This is a genomic window from Pedobacter sp. 05T44 (assembly GCF_056395985.1).
Window position 1 is genome coordinate 1 of the sequence record NZ_JBFTKO010000031.1, and the last position, 22239, is coordinate 22239.

12 protein-coding genes are annotated in these 22239 nt (G+C 37.0%); 6 read left to right on the top strand and 6 right to left on the bottom strand.

Annotation, left to right across the window (positions count from 1 at the left end):
- A partial coding sequence (locus AC1DDK_RS25395; protein ID WP_477634171.1) for an immunoglobulin domain-containing protein occupies nt 1-2498 on the bottom strand: 2498 nt, incomplete at its 3' end.
- Nucleotides 2499-2748: 250 nt separating this feature from the next.
- On the opposite strand from AC1DDK_RS25395, the gene AC1DDK_RS25400 reads away from it, so the two are divergent.
- Nucleotides 2749-5283 carry a hypothetical protein gene (locus tag AC1DDK_RS25400; protein WP_477612163.1) on the top strand — a complete coding sequence of 845 codons (2535 nt, stop codon included), beginning with the start codon at nt 2749-2751 and terminating at the stop codon, nt 5281-5283.
- A gap of 45 nt (nt 5284-5328) precedes the next feature.
- Here AC1DDK_RS25400 and AC1DDK_RS25405 read toward each other — a convergent pair whose 3' ends face one another.
- The 3 genes from AC1DDK_RS25405 to AC1DDK_RS25415 all read right to left on the bottom strand — a co-directional run bounded on the left by AC1DDK_RS25405 (nt 5329) and on the right by AC1DDK_RS25415 (nt 8375).
- Nucleotides 5329-6927 (bottom strand): S8 family peptidase, encoded by a 1599-nt coding sequence (locus AC1DDK_RS25405; protein WP_477634172.1) that lies wholly within the window; start codon nt 6925-6927, stop codon nt 5329-5331.
- A gap of 199 nt (nt 6928-7126) precedes the next feature.
- Complete coding sequence (locus AC1DDK_RS25410; protein WP_048903680.1) at nt 7127-7564, bottom strand: RrF2 family transcriptional regulator; 438 nt, start codon at nt 7562-7564, stop codon at nt 7127-7129.
- A gap of 304 nt (nt 7565-7868) precedes the next feature.
- On the bottom strand, nt 7869-8375 hold the full coding sequence (locus AC1DDK_RS25415; protein ID WP_172661893.1) for a GbsR/MarR family transcriptional regulator: 507 nt from the start codon (nt 8373-8375) through the stop codon (nt 7869-7871).
- Nucleotides 8376-8586: 211 nt separating this feature from the next.
- Here AC1DDK_RS25415 and AC1DDK_RS25420 point away from each other — a divergent pair, with 211 nt between their 5' ends.
- On the top strand, nt 8587-9915 hold the full coding sequence (locus AC1DDK_RS25420; RefSeq protein ID WP_172661894.1) for a sigma-54-dependent transcriptional regulator: 1329 nt from the start codon (nt 8587-8589) through the stop codon (nt 9913-9915).
- Here AC1DDK_RS25420 and AC1DDK_RS25425 read toward each other — a convergent pair.
- The gene (locus AC1DDK_RS25425; RefSeq protein WP_288884098.1) at nt 9900-12380 is read right to left on the bottom strand and encodes an ATP-binding protein; all 2481 of its coding nucleotides are present in this window, start codon (nt 12378-12380) and stop codon (nt 9900-9902) included. The two genes, AC1DDK_RS25420 and AC1DDK_RS25425, sit on opposite strands and share 16 nt — an antisense overlap.
- A 232-nt stretch (nt 12381-12612) precedes the next feature.
- Between AC1DDK_RS25425 and AC1DDK_RS25430 the strand changes: the two genes are divergently transcribed.
- Nucleotides 12613-15588 (top strand): glycosyl hydrolase family 28-related protein, encoded by a 2976-nt coding sequence (locus AC1DDK_RS25430; protein ID WP_337717876.1) that lies wholly within the window; start codon nt 12613-12615, stop codon nt 15586-15588.
- Between the two features lie 17 nt (nt 15589-15605).
- Here AC1DDK_RS25430 and AC1DDK_RS25435 read toward each other — a convergent pair whose 3' ends face one another.
- Nucleotides 15606-16583 carry a GlxA family transcriptional regulator gene (locus tag AC1DDK_RS25435; protein ID WP_172661896.1) on the bottom strand — a complete coding sequence of 326 codons (978 nt, stop codon included), beginning with the start codon at nt 16581-16583 and terminating at the stop codon, nt 15606-15608.
- A 373-nt stretch (nt 16584-16956) separates the two neighbouring features.
- Between AC1DDK_RS25435 and AC1DDK_RS25440 the strand changes: the two genes are divergently transcribed.
- The 3 genes from AC1DDK_RS25440 (at nt 16957) to AC1DDK_RS25450 (ending at nt 22225) form a co-directional block, all read left to right on the top strand.
- A complete protein-coding gene (locus AC1DDK_RS25440) occupies nt 16957-17541 on the top strand; it encodes an RNA polymerase sigma-70 factor (RefSeq protein ID WP_172661897.1) in 585 nt (194 codons plus the stop codon).
- Nucleotides 17542-17638: 97 nt separating this feature from the next.
- Complete coding sequence (locus tag AC1DDK_RS25445; RefSeq protein ID WP_477634173.1) at nt 17639-18637, top strand: FecR family protein; 999 nt, start codon at nt 17639-17641, stop codon at nt 18635-18637.
- 243 nt (nt 18638-18880) lie between these two features.
- The gene (locus tag AC1DDK_RS25450) at nt 18881-22225 is read left to right on the top strand and encodes a SusC/RagA family TonB-linked outer membrane protein (RefSeq protein ID WP_246269658.1); all 3345 of its coding nucleotides are present in this window, start codon (nt 18881-18883) and stop codon (nt 22223-22225) included.
- Nucleotides 22226-22239: the final 14 nt, after the last annotated feature.

Below are 22239 nucleotides of genomic sequence, written 5' to 3' on the forward strand. Positions count from 1 at the left end.
GTAGTAGCAGTCAGTGCAGGGGTAGTAAAGGTCTCTCCGGTGGCAAGTACTGTTGTACTGCTGGCCGTAGCAAACCATCTTAAAGTAGTACCTCCGTTGGCAGTGGCTTTCAGTACAGCAGTGCTGCCCGAACAGATCGACTGATCACCTGAGGTGACTGTCGGATTAGGATAAATAACTTCCGCACCGTATATATTTAAACTGCTTAAAGCAGAAACCAATGCACCGAAACGAATTTCTACTCTGTCATAAACAGCACTTGCAGGAATAGTAACTTTTGCTCTATTTCCACTTAGCAATCGAAGGGTTAATAATGACGAATTTAGTGGATATGAAATTACATCTGTAGTTCCATTCATAACCTTTGCGGTTATTCCACCAAGCAGAGATAAATCTAATAAGCCATTTGGATTTTCTATATCTATACGGATACTATCAGTTGCAATACCAGGATTTGCAAAAATCAGACGCTGATAACCGGTTGCCCCTACACCTACCGCCAAATGGAGGCTGGTGAAATTGGTAGTATTCGCGTCAGTAGATGCTTCAGGATTGTCAACTCCGCATAATAAACAGATACCATCTATACCACTTTGCTGTGCTGTTGCTGCATTACAAGGTAAACCTGTTGATATCGGCGTCACGGTTACTTTCACCGCTACTCTTGAAGAACTCACACAACCTGATGCACTTTCAGTCTCTACATAATAAGTAGTAGTTGCTGCTAAAGCCGGAGTGGTAAAGCTTGGTCCGGTAGCTAATGATGCTCCGCCACTTGCTGCTGCATACCATTTAATGGTATTGCCCGGGTCGGCCGTTGCTTGAAGTGTGGCTGTTTGCCCTGCACTGATAACTTCATTATTAGTCGTTATTACGGCAAGCGCAACAACAGGACTTACCGATACATTTACAGCAACCCTTGGACTTACACAAGCTCCAATTACCGATTCAACATAATATATTTTATTAGCAGTTAATGCTGGTGAGTTAAAAGTTGTACTAGTGGCCAGAGCTGTGCCCCCTGTAGAAACATCATACCATTTGTATGTCTGTCCGGGGACAGGCGAATCCACCTGCAGGGTAACCGTACTACCATTACATATAGGCAATGGCGCTGTTACAACCGGCGGAATCGGATCATTAACAGTTATGCTTACTTCAGTGCGAGGTGATGTATTCGTACAATCGGTTCGCTTAGCCTCTACATAGAATTTATTTATACCCGTATTTAGATTTGTCGGTGTAAAAGTTGTCCCAGCAGTACCAGTACCCCCGGAAGCTTGGGTATACCATGTATAAGTTGCGCCCGCCTGTGGGCCATTTATTTTTAAAACGACAGGATCATTAATACAGACAACTGCAGATTTACTAACAACTCCATTTATTTCCGTAGTTGTAGGCATTACTCTGCTAACCTCATGTAGATTTATAGAAGCTAAAACACTTAACACTCCTCCTAACCTTAATTGTACTCTGTCAAATTGTGTTGTAGGTGCGAATGTAATCACTGCGGTATTCCCTCCACCGCTAAGTAATCTCAAATTCAAGAGCCCACCGGATCCCGCGACTACCGCACCTGGAACATTTCCGTTAAATGTTTGAATTGAAATAGAATTTAAAAGCTGTGCTTCAATTAATGCAGCAGGTGTCGATACTACCATGCGAACAGAATCTCCGATTACGGAATTTCCTAAAAACACAATGGTTTGCTGAGCATAACCCGCAACCCCTACTGATGCATTTAAAACAGACTTTGTTGCTTCACTTCCATCTATTGCATTTTTAGGATCCACTACTGCTCCAAGCGCAGCAATATTTCCAACGATGCCATGAAGTTCTTCAACTGGAGCATCACATGCTCCGTTTATCGCATCCTTTAAAAAGTATGCATGGTATACATTAATATTAGCAGCAACTGCAAGCAATCCACCATTTACCTTAACACGAACTCTATCATAAGCCACACCTGGGGCAGGGACAAAAATCTCTGCCTGATTACCGCTTGCAAGAAGGTTCAATAATGACGATCCCGCATCTACCGGATTTCCAACCGCAGTAGTGCCATCAAAAGCCTGAACTGTTATCGCCCCTAATGCACTTACACTTAATAGACCTCCAGTTGAAACTTTAACTACAGAACCGGTGGTTGCGGTAGGTAAGTTACCGTTAGGGAAAATAAGTTCCTGATACTGCTGTCCTGCGACACCAACACCAACTGAAATAGTTGATGCAGTATTTAAAAAGTCACCAGTTGCATCTATTGCATTTCCTCTATTGTCAACACCACAGATGAGGCAAAGGCCGAGAGTACCTGTTCTGTCGGCACTAGCATATACACGTTGTTTTGCTTGCGCATACGATTTTGTATTTAATAACGTTATTGCTATAATACTTATAAGAACAAGAATAGACTTTTTAAGATTTCCTGGTAGGGTAGATGTCCATTTCATAGGAGAGGGATTGAGATTATCTAATTTACTTGGTACAATTTTACTCATAGATTAGATCGTAAACCACGTTCGAATTGTTCATTTAAGGCCCCAAAACCCTTATTTGTCATTCATTTTGTTCATTTTTGAATAAAAAAAACAAGCAAACCCAAGGTCAAACAATTAACGCTCTGTAAAACAGATGATTACAAAATAAATTCATTGACGTTCATTTTTTATCCACGGAAGAAATATTCATTGTTCCTACATAAACCATTATATTCGTTTCGTTCAAGAATTTGACGCTCAATTATAATGTATGGATGAAACATTTATCTTAAACGAACTCAAAAGCTTAATTCTATCCAAAACAGGAATTCGAACCATCACACCTGCAGATTGTAAAAGAATTTCAATTGAGATCAGCAAGACATTGAACAAGAATGTTAGTGAAACAACCATTAAGAGGCTGTTCGGCTTTGCTATGGTTAAACACAACTTCTCCAAATTTACCTTAACTACACTATCAGAGTATGTTAATGAAGAATATGCTGAAATCGGAAATAGCTCATTAAACCTCAGCAAGCAAACTTCCCTTCGTACATGGAAAGAAATTCACGATAAGGCGACCAAAGTAACCGACTTCACACTCAAAAGTGTAAGGAATCGTTCTGGAATGCCATATGAATTGACAATAGGAAGAAAATTTGCCGAACACGATTTTGAAGATTTCTTTAAGAATAACTACAGCTTCACTTGTTTTATTTCCCAACCTGGCTATGGCAGAACTATTTTACTCAGCCACCTGGCCGAAAAATTTCTTACCAGTGATCTTCCGGAGTACAAAGACTCTACCCTGCTTTTCATTACAGCCTATAGTTTTTTTAACAAAGACCATATATCTCCAAATTTTGAAGATCAATTAAAGTTGCAATTGGGAATTCATCCTAAGGACAGTCTAGTTAGCTACATTAAGCAAAATTATAATGCCTCAGGGGGGAAATTCGTAATCTTTCTTGATGGCTTTTCGGAATTAGTGGTCAAGGCCGATCTTAAAAAACAGCTGTTCGAAAGCATCATTAATTTTATATGCAATATTGAAGATAATGAATGTATTAAATTGGTGATGAGTATGAGATCCACCACTTGGATCAAATTTTATGATCGCATAAGGCATTCCGCATACTTAAAAACGAAGTGGTTTCCTGGAAATTACTTTAATGTTAACGACGTTTCAAATGTACCTCCGCTTACAGAAAAAGAAGTTGATTCAATTCTAACAAAAATTAACAAAATCGATCCGAAAGGAATCAATTCAAAACTTAAGGCTCAATTAAAATTTCCATTTCATATTCAGCTCTATTACCAGTTAAAAGAGGAAGATCCTTACTTTAACTATTCTACAAATATCACTTTCTATGAGTTAATATCTCGTTTTATTCAAGACAAGATATACAGATCGAATTATTATACTGAAAAAATCCTTTTCCTAAAGAAAATAATTCAGTTAACAGATTATGGAAAAAAAGGCAATTCTGTACCAAAAGATGACCTTATAAGTGAATTGTCGGCATTCAAAAATGCATACATGGAACTCTTATCGGAGGGAATACTCATGGAAGAAAAAAGCCAGCAAGAATTCCACCCACGGGAATACGTTCGTTTTATTCATCCTCATATTTTTGAGTATTTTCTATTCATTGAACTTTTAGAAAAATTTCATCTAAAGGTAGACAGTTCTTTCTTTGATTACATTAAAGAGGAATATAAGCATACCAATGCCAGGTTCCAGCTCCTGCAGTGGACGATCAGATTTATTATAAGAATTGGCGATTTTAAGTCTTTAACTAACATTTTTAATCTTGAGCTCAATAACTACGAAAAGAATTATCTAATCTTTTTTATTGCCGAGAATTTAGAATACCGGAATAAATACAGTCCTGAAACTATCAAATTATTAAGAGAGCATCAGCTTCATGATATCATAATCAAAGAGCTCATCAACTTTGATTTTATAGACTCTTGCTATAAAGAAGCAATAACAGTCCTTATCAAAGTAGTTGATACAAATGAAAATCTATTAGTATATCATTCTTTATTGGCCTTCTTCGATATTTTAAGCTTAGATACGAAACTTATTAAGGAAAGAATCGAAATATTAGCTCAATTTAAGAGTGCCAAATGGCTAATAGCTCCTCATAATATTATTTCTATGATTCATGCAAAAATCATGGGTGTATCTTCTTCTCAGGAGGAACTTACTTTCAATGATATTGAAGCACTGATTTTAATGCAAGACCCTAATGATGTAAGTCCTCAACAAGCCATTTCTTATTTACTCATTATTATTTTAGATCAGCTTTTTGAAGAAAACGCGAGCACACAGCACCTTATTAATGCAATTTCCACTCAGCATGCTAAAGCCCTTTCGAAAAGAGCACCTATGGCAATTTTTTTAATGGCAATTTTTGCCCTTGTGAGCTCAAGAATAAATTCTGATAAAAATACGGATAGATTAGAATCGATTCTAGTTTCATTAGCAGATAATAAATCCAGATTTAGGATCACAAAATATACTGAATCAATCATCAAATTAACGCAAGCTTATCAAGCTAAAAACAGAAGAGAGTACACAATGGCTTTCAATTACTGTAATGAATGTTTGGAGCTATTTAAGAGAAATCAGCTGAACATGAATTCCTTAAGTGTATACAATCTTATTATTGAGATTTTTACTGCGCTTAAAGATCCTGTAAAAGTTAACGAATATAAATACGAACGTCTCTGCTTTATGGAAGATAATAGTATATCTCACCATTTATTCGTTTTGCCAAATGAAACAAAAAGATTTTAGAAATGCTACCAATCAGTAATTAAAGACTGGTAGCATCTTCTTATATTATTTTTTATATTCAGAGGCAAGTTTTAATGCATTATATGCATTCACTATCCCCCCTGTAACACAAAGGTCTGAGAACGGTACGGTTTTGGTCGTATCATCATTATCCTTAATCGTAACGTTTTGTTCTACCTTAACAACTGATTTCATGATGATATCTTTGACCTCAATTGCGGTTAATTTAGGATAGTACGAACGAATTAACCCAGCTAAACCAGCCACTACTGGAGAAGCCATACTTGTTCCATTTAGTTTTTCATATTTAGAACCAGGTACAGTAGAGTTTATATTTACTCCTGGAGCAAAAACATCAACCGTATTTTTTCCGTAATTCGAAAAACTAGCTTTTATGGTTTCATCATTTGCTGGTCCAGATGCTCCTACTGTAATCCATGAGGTGGCTGTTCCTCCATTTTCGTAATTTGGATTTGGATAATTTTTAGCTACTTCCAGATTTTCATTATCATTCCCTGCTGCATGTACAATTAGAACGTCCTTAGAAACGGCATACTTAACGGCTTCATCAACAATTGCCTTATCCCACGAATAAGATTTACCAAAGCTCATATTTATAACTTTCGCTCCATTGTCCGCCGCATAACGGATTGAATTTGCAACATCTTTATCGCGTTCGTCTCCATTTGGGGTACTACKAACAGCCATAATTGCTACATTATCAGCTATACCGTCAATACCTAAATCATTATTTCTAACCGCACCAATAATACCCGCAACGTGAGATCCATGTCTGGCGTCTGGTCCAGCTACGTCATTATTCCCATAGAACTTCTCCTTGCTATTATTAGGATCATCACCAACTATGGATCTTGGATCATAATCAAGATTTAAATTATAATCAACCTGCGATTTAAAATGTTCATAACCTGCCAATATCTGAGCATTATAAAACTCATCGAAGGTCGTATTTTTTAGTTGTTGCAATAATATTCTCTGAATGTTTGTTTCGATATCAGAAGAGGGTTTAAAGGCTTGAATATCTTCAACAGTAGGCTTATCTTTCCCTAACTTCTTTACTAAATCATCAATAGCAGATTTAATAGCCGAATAATTCTCTAATCCTTCCTTTGCTTCAGCTAACTCTTTGTCAAGTTCTGCTTTGTTCTTCTGATATGCCTCAAAAGCAGTTAGATCACTTGCGGGAACTGAAGTTGCATCTGCTTTACCAAATTTAGCACTATCTCTTCGCACCAATCTGGTCAACTCTAATGTTTCATAGTTGATTGATCCCTTGTTAGAGCCTAAAAAGTTCCAGCCATTTATATCATCAACGTAACCGTTCTTATCGTCATCCTTGCCATTACCGGCCTTTTCCTTTTTATTTATCCAGATTACTGATTTCAGATCCTCGTGATTAATATCAACCCCACCATCTAAAACAGCAACAATTACTTTTGTAGATTTCTTACCTTTCAATAATTCAGTATATGCCCTTTGCGTACTAATTCCAAATGTAGAATCTGCTTTAAGATCCAGGTTTTGCCAATTAGGCTTTTGAGCGAACGACATAAAAGGAATAATCATCAATAAAGACATTCCAAGCATCCGACTAGAAAAATTACTCATGTTCTTTTTAATCATATATATAAGTTTTAAAACAAAGTTAATTAAATAAAAGTTCAGGGTATTAATAACAAATGTGTGATTATCACCCGATATAACGAGAAAACCAGATATTTCATATCTGGTTTTCTAAAATAACAAAAGCAAAATGTATTCCAATCTTAAGAGAATACTATAATTGAATCGTCATTTCATAAAATTACTTAATCGACATGATTTAAGAAACAATGTTTTCGTCAGTCTCTCGAGCGATCACATCAGCTATGGAAGTCTGTGCCAATACGTTCAATGTGGCATTTCTTACATCTATAAATGTTTTTCTAATACCACAAGTTACTTCATCATGGCACTCATCACATTTGCGATAAAACTTCAAACTTGCACATGGCACCATTGCTATTGGTCCATCAGTAATGCGCAGGATATCAGCAAGAAATATATCTTGGGGGTCTTTATTTAAACTGTAGCCACCTCCGGCACCTTTTTTACTATAAAGGTATCCTGCATTACGCATATCTAACAGGATCTGTTCCAAAAATTTTCTCGGAATCATTTCCTGTTCAGCTAATCTGACTATTTGCATTGGAGGGTTACCGGTGTTCTTACCAAGAGCAACCAGTGCTTTTATCGCATATTTCGTTTTCTTAGACAGCATATAACAAAGCTAAGAAAAGATATAAGTATAGTAAAGCTTCATCAAAGATAATTTAACTAAATAGTTAACAAATTGTGTTTTTATAGTATAATCTATGGTTTTTGCCGAACATTATTTTAAGTCCTGCCTGCTGATTCCCTAAGGAATAATCATTTGTCATTCAGGTAAACTAACGGCAAAGCCAACAAAGGTCTATGGAAAGCAATAAATTCATTAAATCTAAAATCTGCACGCTGTTTTAATGACGCCTATTAAAACAAAACACATTTCTAAATTTTCAATCTATATTGAAAATTTAGAAAATCTATTTGAATATTTTAAAAATAGACCCCCAGAACCAACTCTCCTCCGCCTTTAACATTGTTTCCAGAGTCTTATTTACATTTTTTGCGAGTTTATTTATATCCTTTACTGAACTTCTAAATGTCTTATAATTTCGATCCTTATCATCGCCCTTCACTTCAGATAACTCGTTTAAAAGTTTAATTATAGGATCCAACTCACGCTTTTTTCTTTCTTTAGCCACTTGCCGGGCAATGTTCCATGTATCCTTGTCTGCATAAAAATATTCTTTACGTTCACCAGATTTATGCTGTTTCTCTACAAGCCCCCATCCAATTAAATCTCTTAAATTCATATTGGTATTTCCTCTGGAGATAGTAAGTTCTTCCATAATCTCTTCAGTGGTTAATGCTTCAGGTGAAATAAGAAGTAAAGCATGAATCTGAGCCATAGTCCTATTAATCCCCCATTCAGAGCCCAATTTACCCCAGGCTTCAATAAATTTCAATCTTCCTTCTGATAATTCCATACTCAAAAATAGATTTAAATATCAAAAGTTCAAAAATTACTGAAAGTTTAAATAACCACAAAAACAAACCACCTTTCTTCTTAAAATATCAACTTATAGATTAAAACGAGAGTTAGGTCGCAAAAAGTCAACTGTTAGCAATTTGTGTCGAATAAAAGCCAAATTTCGTCTGGCTTTTGTATTTTTGCTAATATTTACCTGCTTAATCCCTATGGCGAAAATACTCATTATTGAAGACGATTTAACTTTCTCTCAGATACTAGAGGGCTTTTTAACAAAGCATGGGCACGAGCCATTAGCTATAAACGAAGTAAAAAAAAGCTTCCAAATACTGGAAAAACAAACCTTCGATTTACTTTTAGTCGACTATCGTTTACCTGATGGAACAGGTCTGGATGTATTGGCCCATCTTCGGGAAAAGGGTTCGCTACAGCCAATTATCATCATGACGAGTTTTAATGATGTAAGAACTGCTGTGAAATCTATTCAGCTTAGCGCCTTCGATTACATTACTAAACCAGTCAATCCAGAGGAATTGTTAATGATTATCAATAATGCTTTGGGTAAAAAAGAGTCAGAAAGCACAACCGATTCGGTAGAGCACACAGATGCAATAAAAGGTAAAAGTGCGATTGCTGACAAGTTATATGAACATATAAACCTGGTTGCACCCACAGATATGTCTGTCATTATTCAAGGAGAAAGTGGAACCGGTAAAGAATATGCTGCAAGGGCCTTGCACATGCAAAGCAAGCGCAAAAACAAGCCTTTCATAGCAATAGATTGTGGCGCGCTTTCCAAAGATCTTGCAGCCAGTGAGCTCTTTGGTCATGCAAAAGGAGCATTTACCGGAGCATTAAATGATAAAAAGGGTCAATTTGAAATAGCCAGTGGAGGAACTCTCTTTCTAGATGAGGTTGGAAATCTAAGTTATGAGGTTCAGGTAAAACTACTCCGGGCGCTTCAGGAGAGAACAATACAGCCTGTTGGAAGCACTAAAACCATCAAAGTTGATGTCCGCATTATTACAGCTACAAACGACGATCTGAAAGCAAGTGTAAGCAATGGATCATTCAGAGAAGATTTATACCATCGTCTTAATGAATTTAAAATTCATCTCCCGGCATTAAGAGATCGCGGAAAAGACCTGGAGCTTTTTATCAATCATTTCATTAAGTTATCAAATGCTGAACTACAGCGGAATGTCTCAAATATATCTTCCCCTGCAAAGGAATTATTGCTTCAGTACGACTGGCCGGGAAACTTAAGAGAGCTTAAAAACGTAATTAAGCGAATGGTATTGTTAACTCCAAACGAGACTGCCGAAGTAGATTCCTTACCGGAAGAAATGATTGTTGCTATTAATCAAACCCCTAAACCTAGCGGGTCAGACCTTAAGGCAATTAATGAAGTCAATGAAAAGGCACTTATAATGGAAACACTGGTAAAGGTGAAGTACAATAAATCAAAGGCAGCCAAATTGCTTAATATCGATAGAAAAACGCTGTACAGCAAAATGGAACGTTACGAAATTGAATAATCGGGCTTTTTCAATTCTTCATCAATTTTGTCTAAAAGTCCACTCAGTTTTTCAAGCAATAACATTATTTCACCTTTTAAAGGCTCATCCAGCTGTGCACTAGTATTCAATTTCAATTCGCACTCCCTATATTCCTTTGCCAAATCCTTAGAGCCAATCTGAGCTATTCTCCCAGCCAATCTGTGTGTCAGCAAACGCAATACGACCAAATCATTTTCTGCTGTTGCCAGTCTAATTTCATCACCATCAGTCTGGCAATCTTCTTTAAATCTCAAAAGAATTTTATTCAACTGCTCCGTATCGCCATAAGTCATTTTTTTTAATGACGACAAGTCAAGTTCTAACTCATGCAATAAAGGCTCGATATGGCCAGGATGCTCAAGAAGTGCGGCTAAAAGTTCTGCCTCTCTAAACGGCTTCATTACAATACCATCAAAACCATTCTCTAATAAAAAGGCACGTTCATCAGGCAAAACCTGAGCAGTAATGGCATATATATTTACATCATTCCCCACCTTCTCTCTCAAAAGTTTACACAGCTTTATACCATCCATTTCGGGCATTCGCATATCCATTAAAACATAACTAACGGTCTTGTCCCATTCTGCATTTAATAACTGGGTTGGAGAGTTAAAACTCCTATAACTTATACCATTCTTTTTAAAGATAATCTTACATAAATCCAGGATTAACTGATCATCGTCAACAATCCATACTTTATGATGCGACAATGGTTCGTACACCGAGAGCTGAGTATTGTCAACCTCTGGTTCATTGGCATAAGTAAAAGTCAGGTACACAGTAAAAGCACTTCCTTCATTTACCTTACTTTTAACATAAATTCTCCCTCCCTGATTCTCAACAAGCGATTTTATAATCGTTAATCCCAGCCCTGTCCCGGTACTATTTACCACTTCACTTTCAATGGTGTTAATCTGCTCAAATTCGTTAAAAATTACCTTGCCATCTTCTTCAGAAAGTCCAATACCCGTATCTTTTACAATGAATGTAAAATGGACATTTTCATTTTGTCTTTTGTAAAATGCTGAAAGCACAATCTCTCCCGTTTGAGTAAATTTAACTGCATTTCCCAATAGGTTATAAAGGATTTGTTTTAATCTAAAAGGATCTCCATAAATATATTTAAGTCCCTTCAAATCAAAATCAGCAACCATTTTCAACGACTTAGCCTCAGCCTGTGGTCTCATTACAGAAATAACTTCAGCTAAAAGTTGCCCCACGTCAAACACTTTGTTAGAGAAAGTGAACTTACCTGATATAATTCTGTTATAATCCAGCACTTCGTTAACAATTTGCAACAAATGTTCCGACGAGTGATAAATAGCATCAATATCTTTAGACTGTGGATATTCTTGCTGCTTAATCAGCTCGGCATAACCAATTATTGATTGAAGCGGCGTTCTAATCTCATGACTCATATTCGAAAGAAAACGTTGTTTGGCCCTTCCATGATACTCTGCTTCATCCTTTGCCAATTCAAGCTCATTCCTATATCGCCCACTTCGGGTAATATCCGTTAAAATAAGATATAGCAGCACTCCTGTCAACACCAGAAAAACAAGCATAATTAATGAGATTGTATTGATTCCAGTGTTTACAACCTTTTTTGCTTGAATCCCGTTTACTTCTATTTGGCTTACCACTTCGCTTTCAACCTTTCTTAAAACGTCTAACATCTGACTAATTAGTACACTGTTGGCATTGGCAAGCACAGCTTCTCTATTTAAAAAACTAGCATTCTTTTGTTTTTGATCATCTTCAATAATCTTCAATGATTTCTTCAAATCACTAGCCATTTTCTCTTCAGCAGATAACGCTATCGTATCTCTTTTTACCTTTTCTTCACTTACAATTCTTATGGAGTTATCATTCTCACTTTTCTTTCTACCAAAAAGTTTCCCAAAAAAGCTTCTTGGCTTATCCTCATTAGGATAAATAGTTGTTGTAGATGTCTTTTCTTCAGTAGCAAGAATGGTACTGTCTGCCTGCTCAGCACTTTTAGAAACTATATCATTAATATTTTGAACCTGCGCTGAAAACGACTTGTTATTTACCAAACGCTCCCTGACTTTTAAATAGTTAATAAACTGTTTATCACGCTCGCTCAACAGCCTCTTTATAGTAGCTATTCGATCCAATTGAATAGAATCATTAGCATATAAAAACCCTAAACTATCTAAAATAGATCTTAGCTGTCGCGATTCTTTAAACAGCTTTCTATAGTTCCCCGGATCATTGAAGGCTTGTTTCTTTTGCAATTGATCAAGACTACTAATCTTCCTCGAAATAACATTCACAATCCTTAATCGCTCACTGGGAGCAGAGATATTCTCAACAGTATTTAGCATTTCCTTAAATGCTACTCTACTCACTCCCCACGCCATAAAAAGAGCAAAACACGCCAAGAGTAAAGCTATTATAACCTTACCCTTTATCGATTTCATGAAACTCTTTCTGGGGGAACTATTCATCTTAACTTTTTAATTATAACGCCAGTACTACGTAGGTATTTCCGCTTCGTATTCACATTTTACTAACTACAAGTATTATTCCATTTAAGCCAAGACAATATAACCGATCTAAAAAACAAAATAATTCATGCCAGTTTGGCTGAGTAATTGGCCAAAAAAATTCAACAATTAATATCGAATTTTAATTCTCCTATTCAAACCAAATATGAAAAAATTACTGGCATTCACGTTTGTGCCGCTACTATTAATACTTTCACAAGCAAAGGCTCTAAAAAGGACAGCTATTGAAATTACAATAGCTAAAGACGCCACTCATGTAGCTCTTATTAAAGCCGATACGGTTGTTGTTATTACCGGAAGCACATATTTATTCACAGTTGACACACCAGAGGATAAGGGATTAATTTCTACCAGCACAACCGTAAACCAACTGACACGGGAAATAAAATCTAAAGATGGATCTCTGCAAACATATAGAATTACGACAAAGGATGGCAGTTCAAAAACTGAAGGAGCATTAATTACCGGCGATAAACTTGTTGTTACGTCCGGTGATAAACAAACCGAAAAAAAGTATATCATCAAACTGCAGCCTATGGCCATTGGAGGAAACCTGCAACTAGATGAACAGCAGATAACCACCAATACAAGCACAAATCTTACTTTATATTTTACAGCTGGGCAAAGAAGTCCGGATGCTACAGTAAGTATTTCCCTACCTAAAGGCATTAATGCTACCCTTGAAAACACCACTGTAAATGTTATTGGGCGGGGTGATGTAAAATTAAAGGACCTTAGCAAACAGTCCATAGGGCGCACTGGCAATCACTACTCTTACTCAAAGGTTGGGAGCATTACAATAACATCAACTCTAAAAGGACAAATTCTTAACTTTAAGCATCTCGATTTAAGGCCAGCAAACGGAGCCGACCTCAAAATTGTCATTTCTAATGTGAACTTACCTGTAGCAGATAAATATCTTTTCAAAGCTAGCTATACGACGTCTAAACCTGAAATTCTTAAAAGTCCGGGCATAGGTTCCGAAATTGTAATACTAACTGCAACCAAAACCATTTCTGACTTCAAAAGAGTGCTTAAAAAGGACATTCGATATAAAGAATTACCCTCAACATATACCAATGCTACTTTTAAATGGGGATCCAATAAAAAACCCAGGAATATTCAAGTCATGCAGTCCCTCGACAAAGGAAAGAACTGGATTAAGGCATCGGCAAGTATAGATCAAAAAAAATCCACTGCGACGATATCAAATTTAGTCCCTAATAAATTATACACTTTCCGATTATTAATTACTACAGGCGCCAAAAAAGATACCTCCAACTCGGCTTACTTCTATTCGGGCAAAATGGACATAAAAGACTTCGGAGTAAATGCTGATGGAAAAGAAGATAACACTGAATCGATCAATAAAGCCATAGCATACCTAAATAAAATTGGTGGTGGCACACTTCTATTCTCTCAAGGAACCTATAATGTACGCACCGTTCATTTAAAAAGTAACGTTTATTTGTACATAGATAAAAATGCAACCATTAAGGCCATAAAAGGAGCTGATGCTCCTGAATCTACCTGGTTTAGTGACAAAAAATATAGATCTGGCCTATCTCCTACTGATCCTGGACCATATGCAGATCCGGAAAACTACATGACAAAACAGGATGTGGGACATCATTATTTCAGAAATGCTATGTTTTTTGGCGAAAGGCTAGACAATGTAAAAATTATTGGTAATGGCTTAATTACCGGAAATGGACATCTTGTAAATGGCGATAACGTAATGAAGAACGCGCCAGACAATAGAGCCGACAAAATGTTTACCCTAAAACTATGCACAAACCTTGAGATTGGAGGCATTCATCGAGAAGAAGATCTGTGGTATGATGCGGAGAAAGACGAACCATATTATATTGGAAACAATGGATCAAAAATATTTGATCACGACAATATGTTAAAAATTGATCGCGGCGGTCATTTCGTACTACTCGCTACGGGCACCGACAATATCAATGTACATAACACCTATTTTGCAAAGGACAGCCAATCTAATGCCCGAGACATCTATGATTTTATGGGCTGCAATAACGTTACGGCTACCAATATCTATTCAAAAGTGAGTTCCGATGACATCATAAAGCCAGGCTCAGATTGCTCACTCGGCTTCACCAGACCGGCTAGAAACTATAAAGTTCGTAATATCATTGGCGACACAAATTGTAATCTTTTCCAGGTAGGATCTGAAACAGCTGATGACATTAAAGACATTTGTGTTGATAACATTTATGTTCTTGGGGCCAACAAAGCGGGCTTTTCCATATCAACTAATGATGGCGCGCACATTAGTGATATTCATTTAAATTGCGGGCATACAGGCAAGCTACATTCCAGGTCAAAGATGTACAGAACCAGGGCTCCTTTCTTTATTTCTATATCAAATCGTGCACGTATTCTTGGGGCAACAATTGGCAGATACGTATTTACGGAAAATGGTGTTAAGCACGACGAATTACTTGTAAAAAATGTAAACATAGGAAAGGTAGAGAACATTATTCTTAATGGAATAGACGTATCAGAAGTATATGGTGGAAGTTCTTATGGCGGAAAAAATGGCCGTTGGAAAGCATACGATGGCTCCCAAAAAAAAGCAACTCCAATTATTGCGGGATATAAACTTCCGGATACAGATTCAGTTAAAGGGGGGCTCAATTTTAAACTTCCGAATGGTCAGCATACAGGCTACATTACCAACATTCAATTCAATGATGTTCATATATTAGTTAAAGGAGGTAATTTAGCATCCGACACCTCAAACCTTGCACCTGAGCTTGGCGTAGGGCAATACAATGTTGCAAACCTTAATGTACAGCCGTCATATGGCCTCTGGGCTCGCCATGTAAAAGGTCTAGAAGTAACCAAGAGTACTTTTAACTACGAAACCAGAGATAGCAGGTACGCCATTTTTCTGGATGATGTTTTGGACGCGAAAATATCATCTGTAAAAGTAGTCCGGGCAAAAGACAATAACCATATTATAAAACTCAAAAATTCATCAGATATAGCTATTACAGATATACTATACTACAAGGACGCATGGGAGAATTCACCGGCAAAACTCCCAAACATCCACTCAAAAAAATCCAATGAAAATGGCCAATATCCGTAAAAACATTAATTTTCAGTTTACACAGCCATTTCTCTGTTGTATTTACTACGATACTGAATTGGCGACAAACCCGTAATTCTTTTAAAAGTTGTACGGAAAGCCTTGTTGTCGGTATACCCTACTTTATACATCACCTCGTTAATATTTTCACGCGAAGATTCTAAACTAATTTTAGCAGCTTCCATTTTTACCCTTTGGATATATTCTACAATGGTATTAGAAGTTGCTTTTTTAAATCTCCGCTCCAGATTTCTTCTGCCAATTGCCTGCATCGAAGCCAATTGATCAATAGTTATTTTCTCCTGAAAATTATTCTCTATAAATTCCTGGATCTTCTTAACCGATTCATCTTCGTGCTCTTTTTGTCCTTGAAATATCGTAAACGACAGCTGGCTTTCACGATCAAGCTCTATAGCAAAAACTTTAGCAGAAAGAACGGCAATCTCACGACCTGCATATTTCTCAATCAGGTACAGGATAAGATTAAGGTAAGAAAAAGCCCCACCACTTGAATAAATTCCATGCTCGTCTGTAATGATTTTCTCAGTAACAAGGCTGACATCAGGGAACATTCTCCTAAAATCATTCTCGGCCAACCAGTGAGTAGCACACTTCTTTCCTTTCAATAAACCAGTAGAGGCCAATAAAAATGCACCAAGGCATAAACTTGCAATTTCTGCTCCCTCTTTATACTGTTTTACGATCCAAGGGATGAAATCTTTATTCTTTTCTATAGCTCCGCTTATTTCCCCATCAATAGCAGGTATTATGATAAGGTCTGTTTTTTCTATATCCCCAATCAAAAGATCTGTATTCACAGTAAACAATCCTCCGCTAACAGGTGTCTCCTTAGTTAAACCTACTAATTGCACTTTAAATAAAGGTGGCTGGCCTTTCGCTTTAAAAAACTCATTCACCTGACTAAACAATTGACGGGATCCTTCAAGGCTCCCCAAAATAGCCCCCTTGGGAACCAGGATAGATATATGTTTCATATTCTAAAATTAATGATATGTTTTGTCATAATCAACCCCCTAATATTGACGCATTTACACCCCCTAAGTACCTATTTTTATCATACCACACCATTTTTATTAATCAGGTTAAAAAATGGGCAATCTCGAAATTTCACATAATTAAAAATTCCTTTAAAAAAGTTCGGGAAAATCAGACAAATATGTACCTTAACAAAACCATTTATAAACACCAAAAAAACGTTTAGCAACAGAATGATAGGGATTTCTGAGCTAATGCAAATACCTGAATAAAAGAACTTCCTTAGGAAAAGGCCATGTTAAATAAATGTTAACCGGAATTAACTAAAATATAATAAAAGCAAATCAAGTAAGTAGCTAATTTTGTTGCGTAATGGCGAATAGAAGTTTACCAGATCATGAATTGTTACAAAGATGCCGGGAAGGAAATACCCGTGCATTTGACTTGCTATTTGAACGATATTTTAACAAGTTAAATCTTTTTGCCCTAAAATACATTCGCCAACAATCTATAACGGAAGAACTCATAATGGATCTGATGTTAAAGGTTTGGGAGAAAAAAGACAGCTTCCAGGAGGAGGGTTCTTTGGGCCCTTACCTCTTTAAAGCACTCAAAAATTCTATGATTGACTACTTCCGGAAAAAGGAGCTCTCCACAACCCCAATTTGTAAGTTAATAGAAGATTCTTTCACTCAGGATACAACTAATGAAGCGGTTTCTTATAATGAACTTCAAAAAATCTATCTTGACCATCTTAATCAGTTAAGTCCTCAAAGAAAGCTTGTTTTTGAAATGAGCAGACACGAGAACCTTAGCTACCGCCAAATTGCCACCAACTTAAACCTATCTGTAAAAACAGTAGAAAGTCACGTTTCTGCGGCCCTTCTTTTTCTCAGAAAAAAAATGAGAAGTCATGTAAACCTTATCCTTACAATCATCACTATTCATTTTTTATAGCTGAAAATCAGTTAATTATAAAAAATATCTATTTTACATTCAGGGTATTTTTCCTTTTTTACGTATTCACTGATGAAGGCCCAAATAGCAAACCAAATTGAACAAATTATTACTTAAAAAGTATTTAAATAATACCTGCACAGATCAAGAACTGGAGCAAGTAAAGCAATTCCTGAAACAACCGGAATCGGAAGAGCTATTTCGTGAAGTTCTTGATGAAGCCTGGCAGGAGATGGAAGAGCCTGAATTGAATATTCATGCAATGGCAACCTACCGCCAGCAATTGATGCAAAAGGTTCAAAACAATAATGAAAATATTCMTGAAACAAGCAAACTCTGGCCAACAACATGGATTAAATATGCAGCAATCCTAGTTCTTCCGCTTATGTTTGGCCTTTACCAACTTTCAAAAAATAAAAAAGAAATAAGTGCTAAGGTTGCTATTATAGAATCTTATAATCCAAAAGGTCAGCGTTCAATAGTATCCCTATCAGATGGAACAGTAATCTATCTTGGCTCAAATAGTAAAATATGCTACCCTAAAACATTCTCTAATGTCAGAGAAATCGAACTAATAGGCGAGGCATTTTTTAAAGTAAAAAGAGATCCGGCCAGACCGTTTATAATTCATACCAATAATATTCAAACTAAGGTTCTTGGCACATCTTTCAAAATAGAAGCATTCAGGGGAAATCCGGTTGAAGTAAGCGTGGCAACAGGAAAAGTTAGCGTGGATAGACAGGCCGACCCTACCAAAAAACAATTAACCTCAGTTGCCGTTCTTACCCCGGGCAACCTTGTAAATTGGGACGAAAAAACAAAAAAAGCAACCTTAGCTAAAATCTCGACTCAGGAACTTGAACAATGGAAAGATGGAAATCTTACATTCAACAATCAACGTTTAGCAGATGTTGTCGCGGTACTAGAACGTTGCTACAATGTAAAGATCCATATCTCCTCAGATGCGCTGTCTAATTATCGTATAAATACCACCTGCTCTTTAAACGAATCTATAACTAAAATTATGGACATTATGGGTAAAGCGGCAAGTTTTAAATATAAGCTGCAAGGCGATCAGATTATAATTTCTAACTAATTAAAAATCAAACTATGTAAACAGAAAAAGCTACCAAAAAAAACGCCCTGTTAAACAGGGCGAATTCACTAGAAATCCATTTAGTCATTGGTTTACGAGGCCTCAAGACTTAAAGGATTCGCATCTGAGTAAAACCTCAGAAGGCTAACAGATTTATTACCCCATTTTCTTTGGGAAAAAACCTACTAAACAAACAAAAATATGCAAAAAGGATTGTACCTCCACCCATGTATCAGATTTATTATGAAGATATCTGCAATCACACTAATTGTACAACTTACCCTAACAGGAATGTTGTTTGCAAACAGCGCTAATAGTCAGGATTTGAACAAGATACAGTTAAACCTAAAACTTAAAAATGCAGGTTTAAAAGAATGTTTTCAAACCCTTCAGAAACAAACTGGCATAAAGTTCTCCTTTGGAGAGGCGCTAATTAAAAGAAATGAAAAAAAAACCAGCATTAGTGCACGCCAGATCTCAATGGAGACAGCTTTAAAGCTGATTCTAGATGAAACCAATCTCCGCTGCATACAAATTGGCAATAACCTTATCATTGATGAAAAGCCCGCACCACCTAAACCAGCCACACCGCCTATTGAGCGTATTGTAACTGGTACAGTAACCGCAGATGATATTGTGGGCCCTTTACCTGGTGTAACCGTTCAGTTAAAAGGAACAAATAAAAGAACTGCGACAACTTTAGAAGGAAAGTATAGCATTGCTGTCGACAATGATCAGTCAATACTTGTCTTCAGCTACATGGGCTATGTAGCACAAGAGATCGCAGTAGGAAATTCAGCTAGTTTAAATGTAATTCTTAAAACTGACAGACAATCTTTAAATGAGATTGTGGTAATTGGTTATGGAACTTCCAGAAAACAAGATCTTTCCGCTGCTGTTGCAACAGTTCCTGATATGGATAAGATTAAAGATCGGCCTGTATTAAACGTTGCTTCGATGATTCAGGGTAAAGTTCCCGGAGTAACGGCAATTAACGACGGAGGCCACCCTAACAAGTCACCAAAAATAACAATTAGGGGTGTCGGTTCCAGAAAAAATGAGAATGTATTGTACGTAGTAGATGGTGTTCCAAACGCGCCATACAATCCAGCTGATGTTGAATCAATAACAATTTTGAAAGATGCTGCGTCTGCTGCAATTTATGGTGCATTTTCTGGCTCTGCCGGGGTAATCCTAATTACAACTCGTCAAGCTAAACAAGGAAGTCCAAGTGTAGAATATAGTGGCTTTACGGGACTAAAAAATGCATGGCGCCTACCTCATGCCTTAACTGCCGAAAACGAGGCAAAAGTAGCTAACCTTGCTTTAACAAATTCCGGATCTAATCCTTCAGAAGGTTGGGATATAACGAAAAATCCATATGCGCAAGTAACCCGAACTGATTGGATGAATGAAATTTTCAGGACTGGATTAATCCAACGACATAATGTTAGTATTAATGCTGGTACTGAAAAATTCTCCAACCTGATCCAAGGACGTTATGAAAGAGAAGAAGGAACTTTGCTAAACACTTATAATCAAAATCTCTCCCTTCGTTTTAACTCTAACTATCAATTCACCAAAAACATCAAGCTGCGACAAGAAGTATTTTGGAATAACAATGACAACAGGGGAACGGAAACAGAAAGCGGCTATTCAGGAACTATTCTTTCTGCCATTTATATGCCAAGTTCTGCAACGCCATATTATCCAGATGGGTCATTCGGAGGCGTTGGTCCAAGAGATTCTAATTATTTAGGTATTCACGGCGATGTAATTAACCCAGTTGCAACATTACTTAGAAACAAGCCTTACAATAAAACCAACGACTTACAGTCAGTTACGGAATTATCTGTATCAGACATTATACCTGGCTTAAGTGTTCTATCTCGCTTCTCTTATCGCAAAACCAATTCTTTATGGAAAAATTTTGAACCAAAAAGAACAGAGCCAGGAAAACCAAACTCGCAAAATACGCTAACTTACGAAACCAACAACAACTTCCATTGGATATGGGAAAACACTGCTAACTATAGCAGAACCTTTAACCGACACAGTATTGGCGCGATGGCTTCGATGACTGCACAAGATCAGGGAGTCCGCAGACTAAAAGTAATAGGCAAAGGGTTCGAGACTGAAGAAGAGTGGGCTCAATATTTTATCAACGCGACTATATTTGATCAGAACAAACCTGAGGACAAATACGAATATGATAGAAATGCATCTTATGTAGGGAGACTTTCCTACAGCTGGGCAGACCGTTATTTTGTAACAGGAAGCTATCGTTACGATATGGCCGGTCGTATAGCTAAAGATTATCGCGGTAAAGGACTTCCAGGAGTGACTGCTGCCTGGAAATTAAGTTCAGAGCCCTTCTTTCATATTGATGGAGTTGATTTAATAAAATTCCGTGCCAGCTGGGGAAGAATTGGCAATATGGCCTCAATAGAGGATCTTGGATATGGCTATCCTCGACTAAGTGCTAACTACACAAATCAGATCGGGGATGGAGCCCCAAGAAGCAACTCTCTTTCTTTAGGAAGTCTGTTTAATCCTCAATTAACCTGGGAAACCTCTGAGCAGAAAGACATTGGTTTTGATTTTAGCTTTCTGAACCAGAGATTATCAATAACAGGGGATTATTTTAACAAATTAACATATGACCTGATTAAAGAAAAGGATACTGAATGGACCAATACATTCGGTTTGGGGGCGCCTTTAATTAATCAGGGTAAAATAAGGAATACAGGCTATGAGTTAGCAGCAACATGGAAAGATAATGCCGGAGCATTGAGTTATGATTTTGGTGCAAACATTGCCACTCTAAAAAACAGAGTTGAATACATTGATGAAAATCCCCAATCTTTCTGGCTGCATACTGATAATTGGAGAACGGTATTAAGACCATTTCGTTCAATAGTTGGACAACCATACTATTCATATTGGCTGATAAAAAATGAGGGGATATTTCAATCAGATGCAGAAGCAAATGCATATGTAAAGGATGGAAAGAAAATTCAACCTGATGCAAAAGCGGGCGATTTTAAATTCAGAGACTTAAATAATGATGGAAAAATTGATGATGCCGACCGTTCATATATGGGAAGTGCAGCTCCAAAACTAACCTATGGCTTTACAACCAATTTAGCTTGGAAAAACTTCGACTTCAGTATGTTCTTACAAGGTGTTAGCGGTGTAAAACTTTTCCATGCATTTAAACAATCTACGCTTAATGGATCAGAGCAAGGTTACAACAGATGGGATAAAATTCTTGATGCATGGTCACCTGAAAATACGGGTTCAAACATTCCAAGAATCTCTGCAAGTGATAAAAACCAAAACTTCCAAACTGCATCAGATTGGTACCTTGAAGACGGAGATTACCTACGTATCAAGAGTGTTATTTTGGGATATACCTTTAAAAACATGCCGTTTAAATCAAGCTTAAGAATATTCGTAGGCGCAGACAACCTTGTTACCTTCACAAAATACACAGGAATGGATCCTGAGGTTGGTGGCATAGGGTTAGATGGAGGGCAATTTCCCCTATCTCGCATATATACATTTGGACTAAAACTTAAACTCTGATCAAAGCAATTCAA

What these genes read in the sequence shown, in the direction of transcription:
- AC1DDK_RS25400 (WP_477612163.1), top strand. Translation starts at nt 2,749, where the DNA reads ATGGATGAAACATTTATCTTAAACGAACTCAAAAGCTTAATTCTATCC.
- AC1DDK_RS25410 (WP_048903680.1), bottom strand. Translation starts at nt 7,564, where the DNA reads ATGCTGTCTAAGAAAACGAAATATGCGATAAAAGCACTGGTTGCTCTT.
- AC1DDK_RS25415 (WP_172661893.1), bottom strand. Translation starts at nt 8,375, where the DNA reads ATGGAATTATCAGAAGGAAGATTGAAATTTATTGAAGCCTGGGGTAAA.
- AC1DDK_RS25420 (WP_172661894.1), top strand. Translation starts at nt 8,587, where the DNA reads ATGGCGAAAATACTCATTATTGAAGACGATTTAACTTTCTCTCAGATA.
- AC1DDK_RS25425 (WP_288884098.1), bottom strand. Translation starts at nt 12,380, where the DNA reads ATGAAATCGATAAAGGGTAAGGTTATAATAGCTTTACTCTTGGCGTGT.
- AC1DDK_RS25430 (WP_337717876.1), top strand. Translation starts at nt 12,613, where the DNA reads ATGAAAAAATTACTGGCATTCACGTTTGTGCCGCTACTATTAATACTT.
- AC1DDK_RS25435 (WP_172661896.1), bottom strand. Translation starts at nt 16,583, where the DNA reads ATGAAACATATATCTATCCTGGTTCCCAAGGGGGCTATTTTGGGGAGC.
- AC1DDK_RS25440 (WP_172661897.1), top strand. Translation starts at nt 16,957, where the DNA reads ATGGCGAATAGAAGTTTACCAGATCATGAATTGTTACAAAGATGCCGG.
- AC1DDK_RS25450 (WP_246269658.1), top strand. Translation starts at nt 18,881, where the DNA reads ATGAAGATATCTGCAATCACACTAATTGTACAACTTACCCTAACAGGA.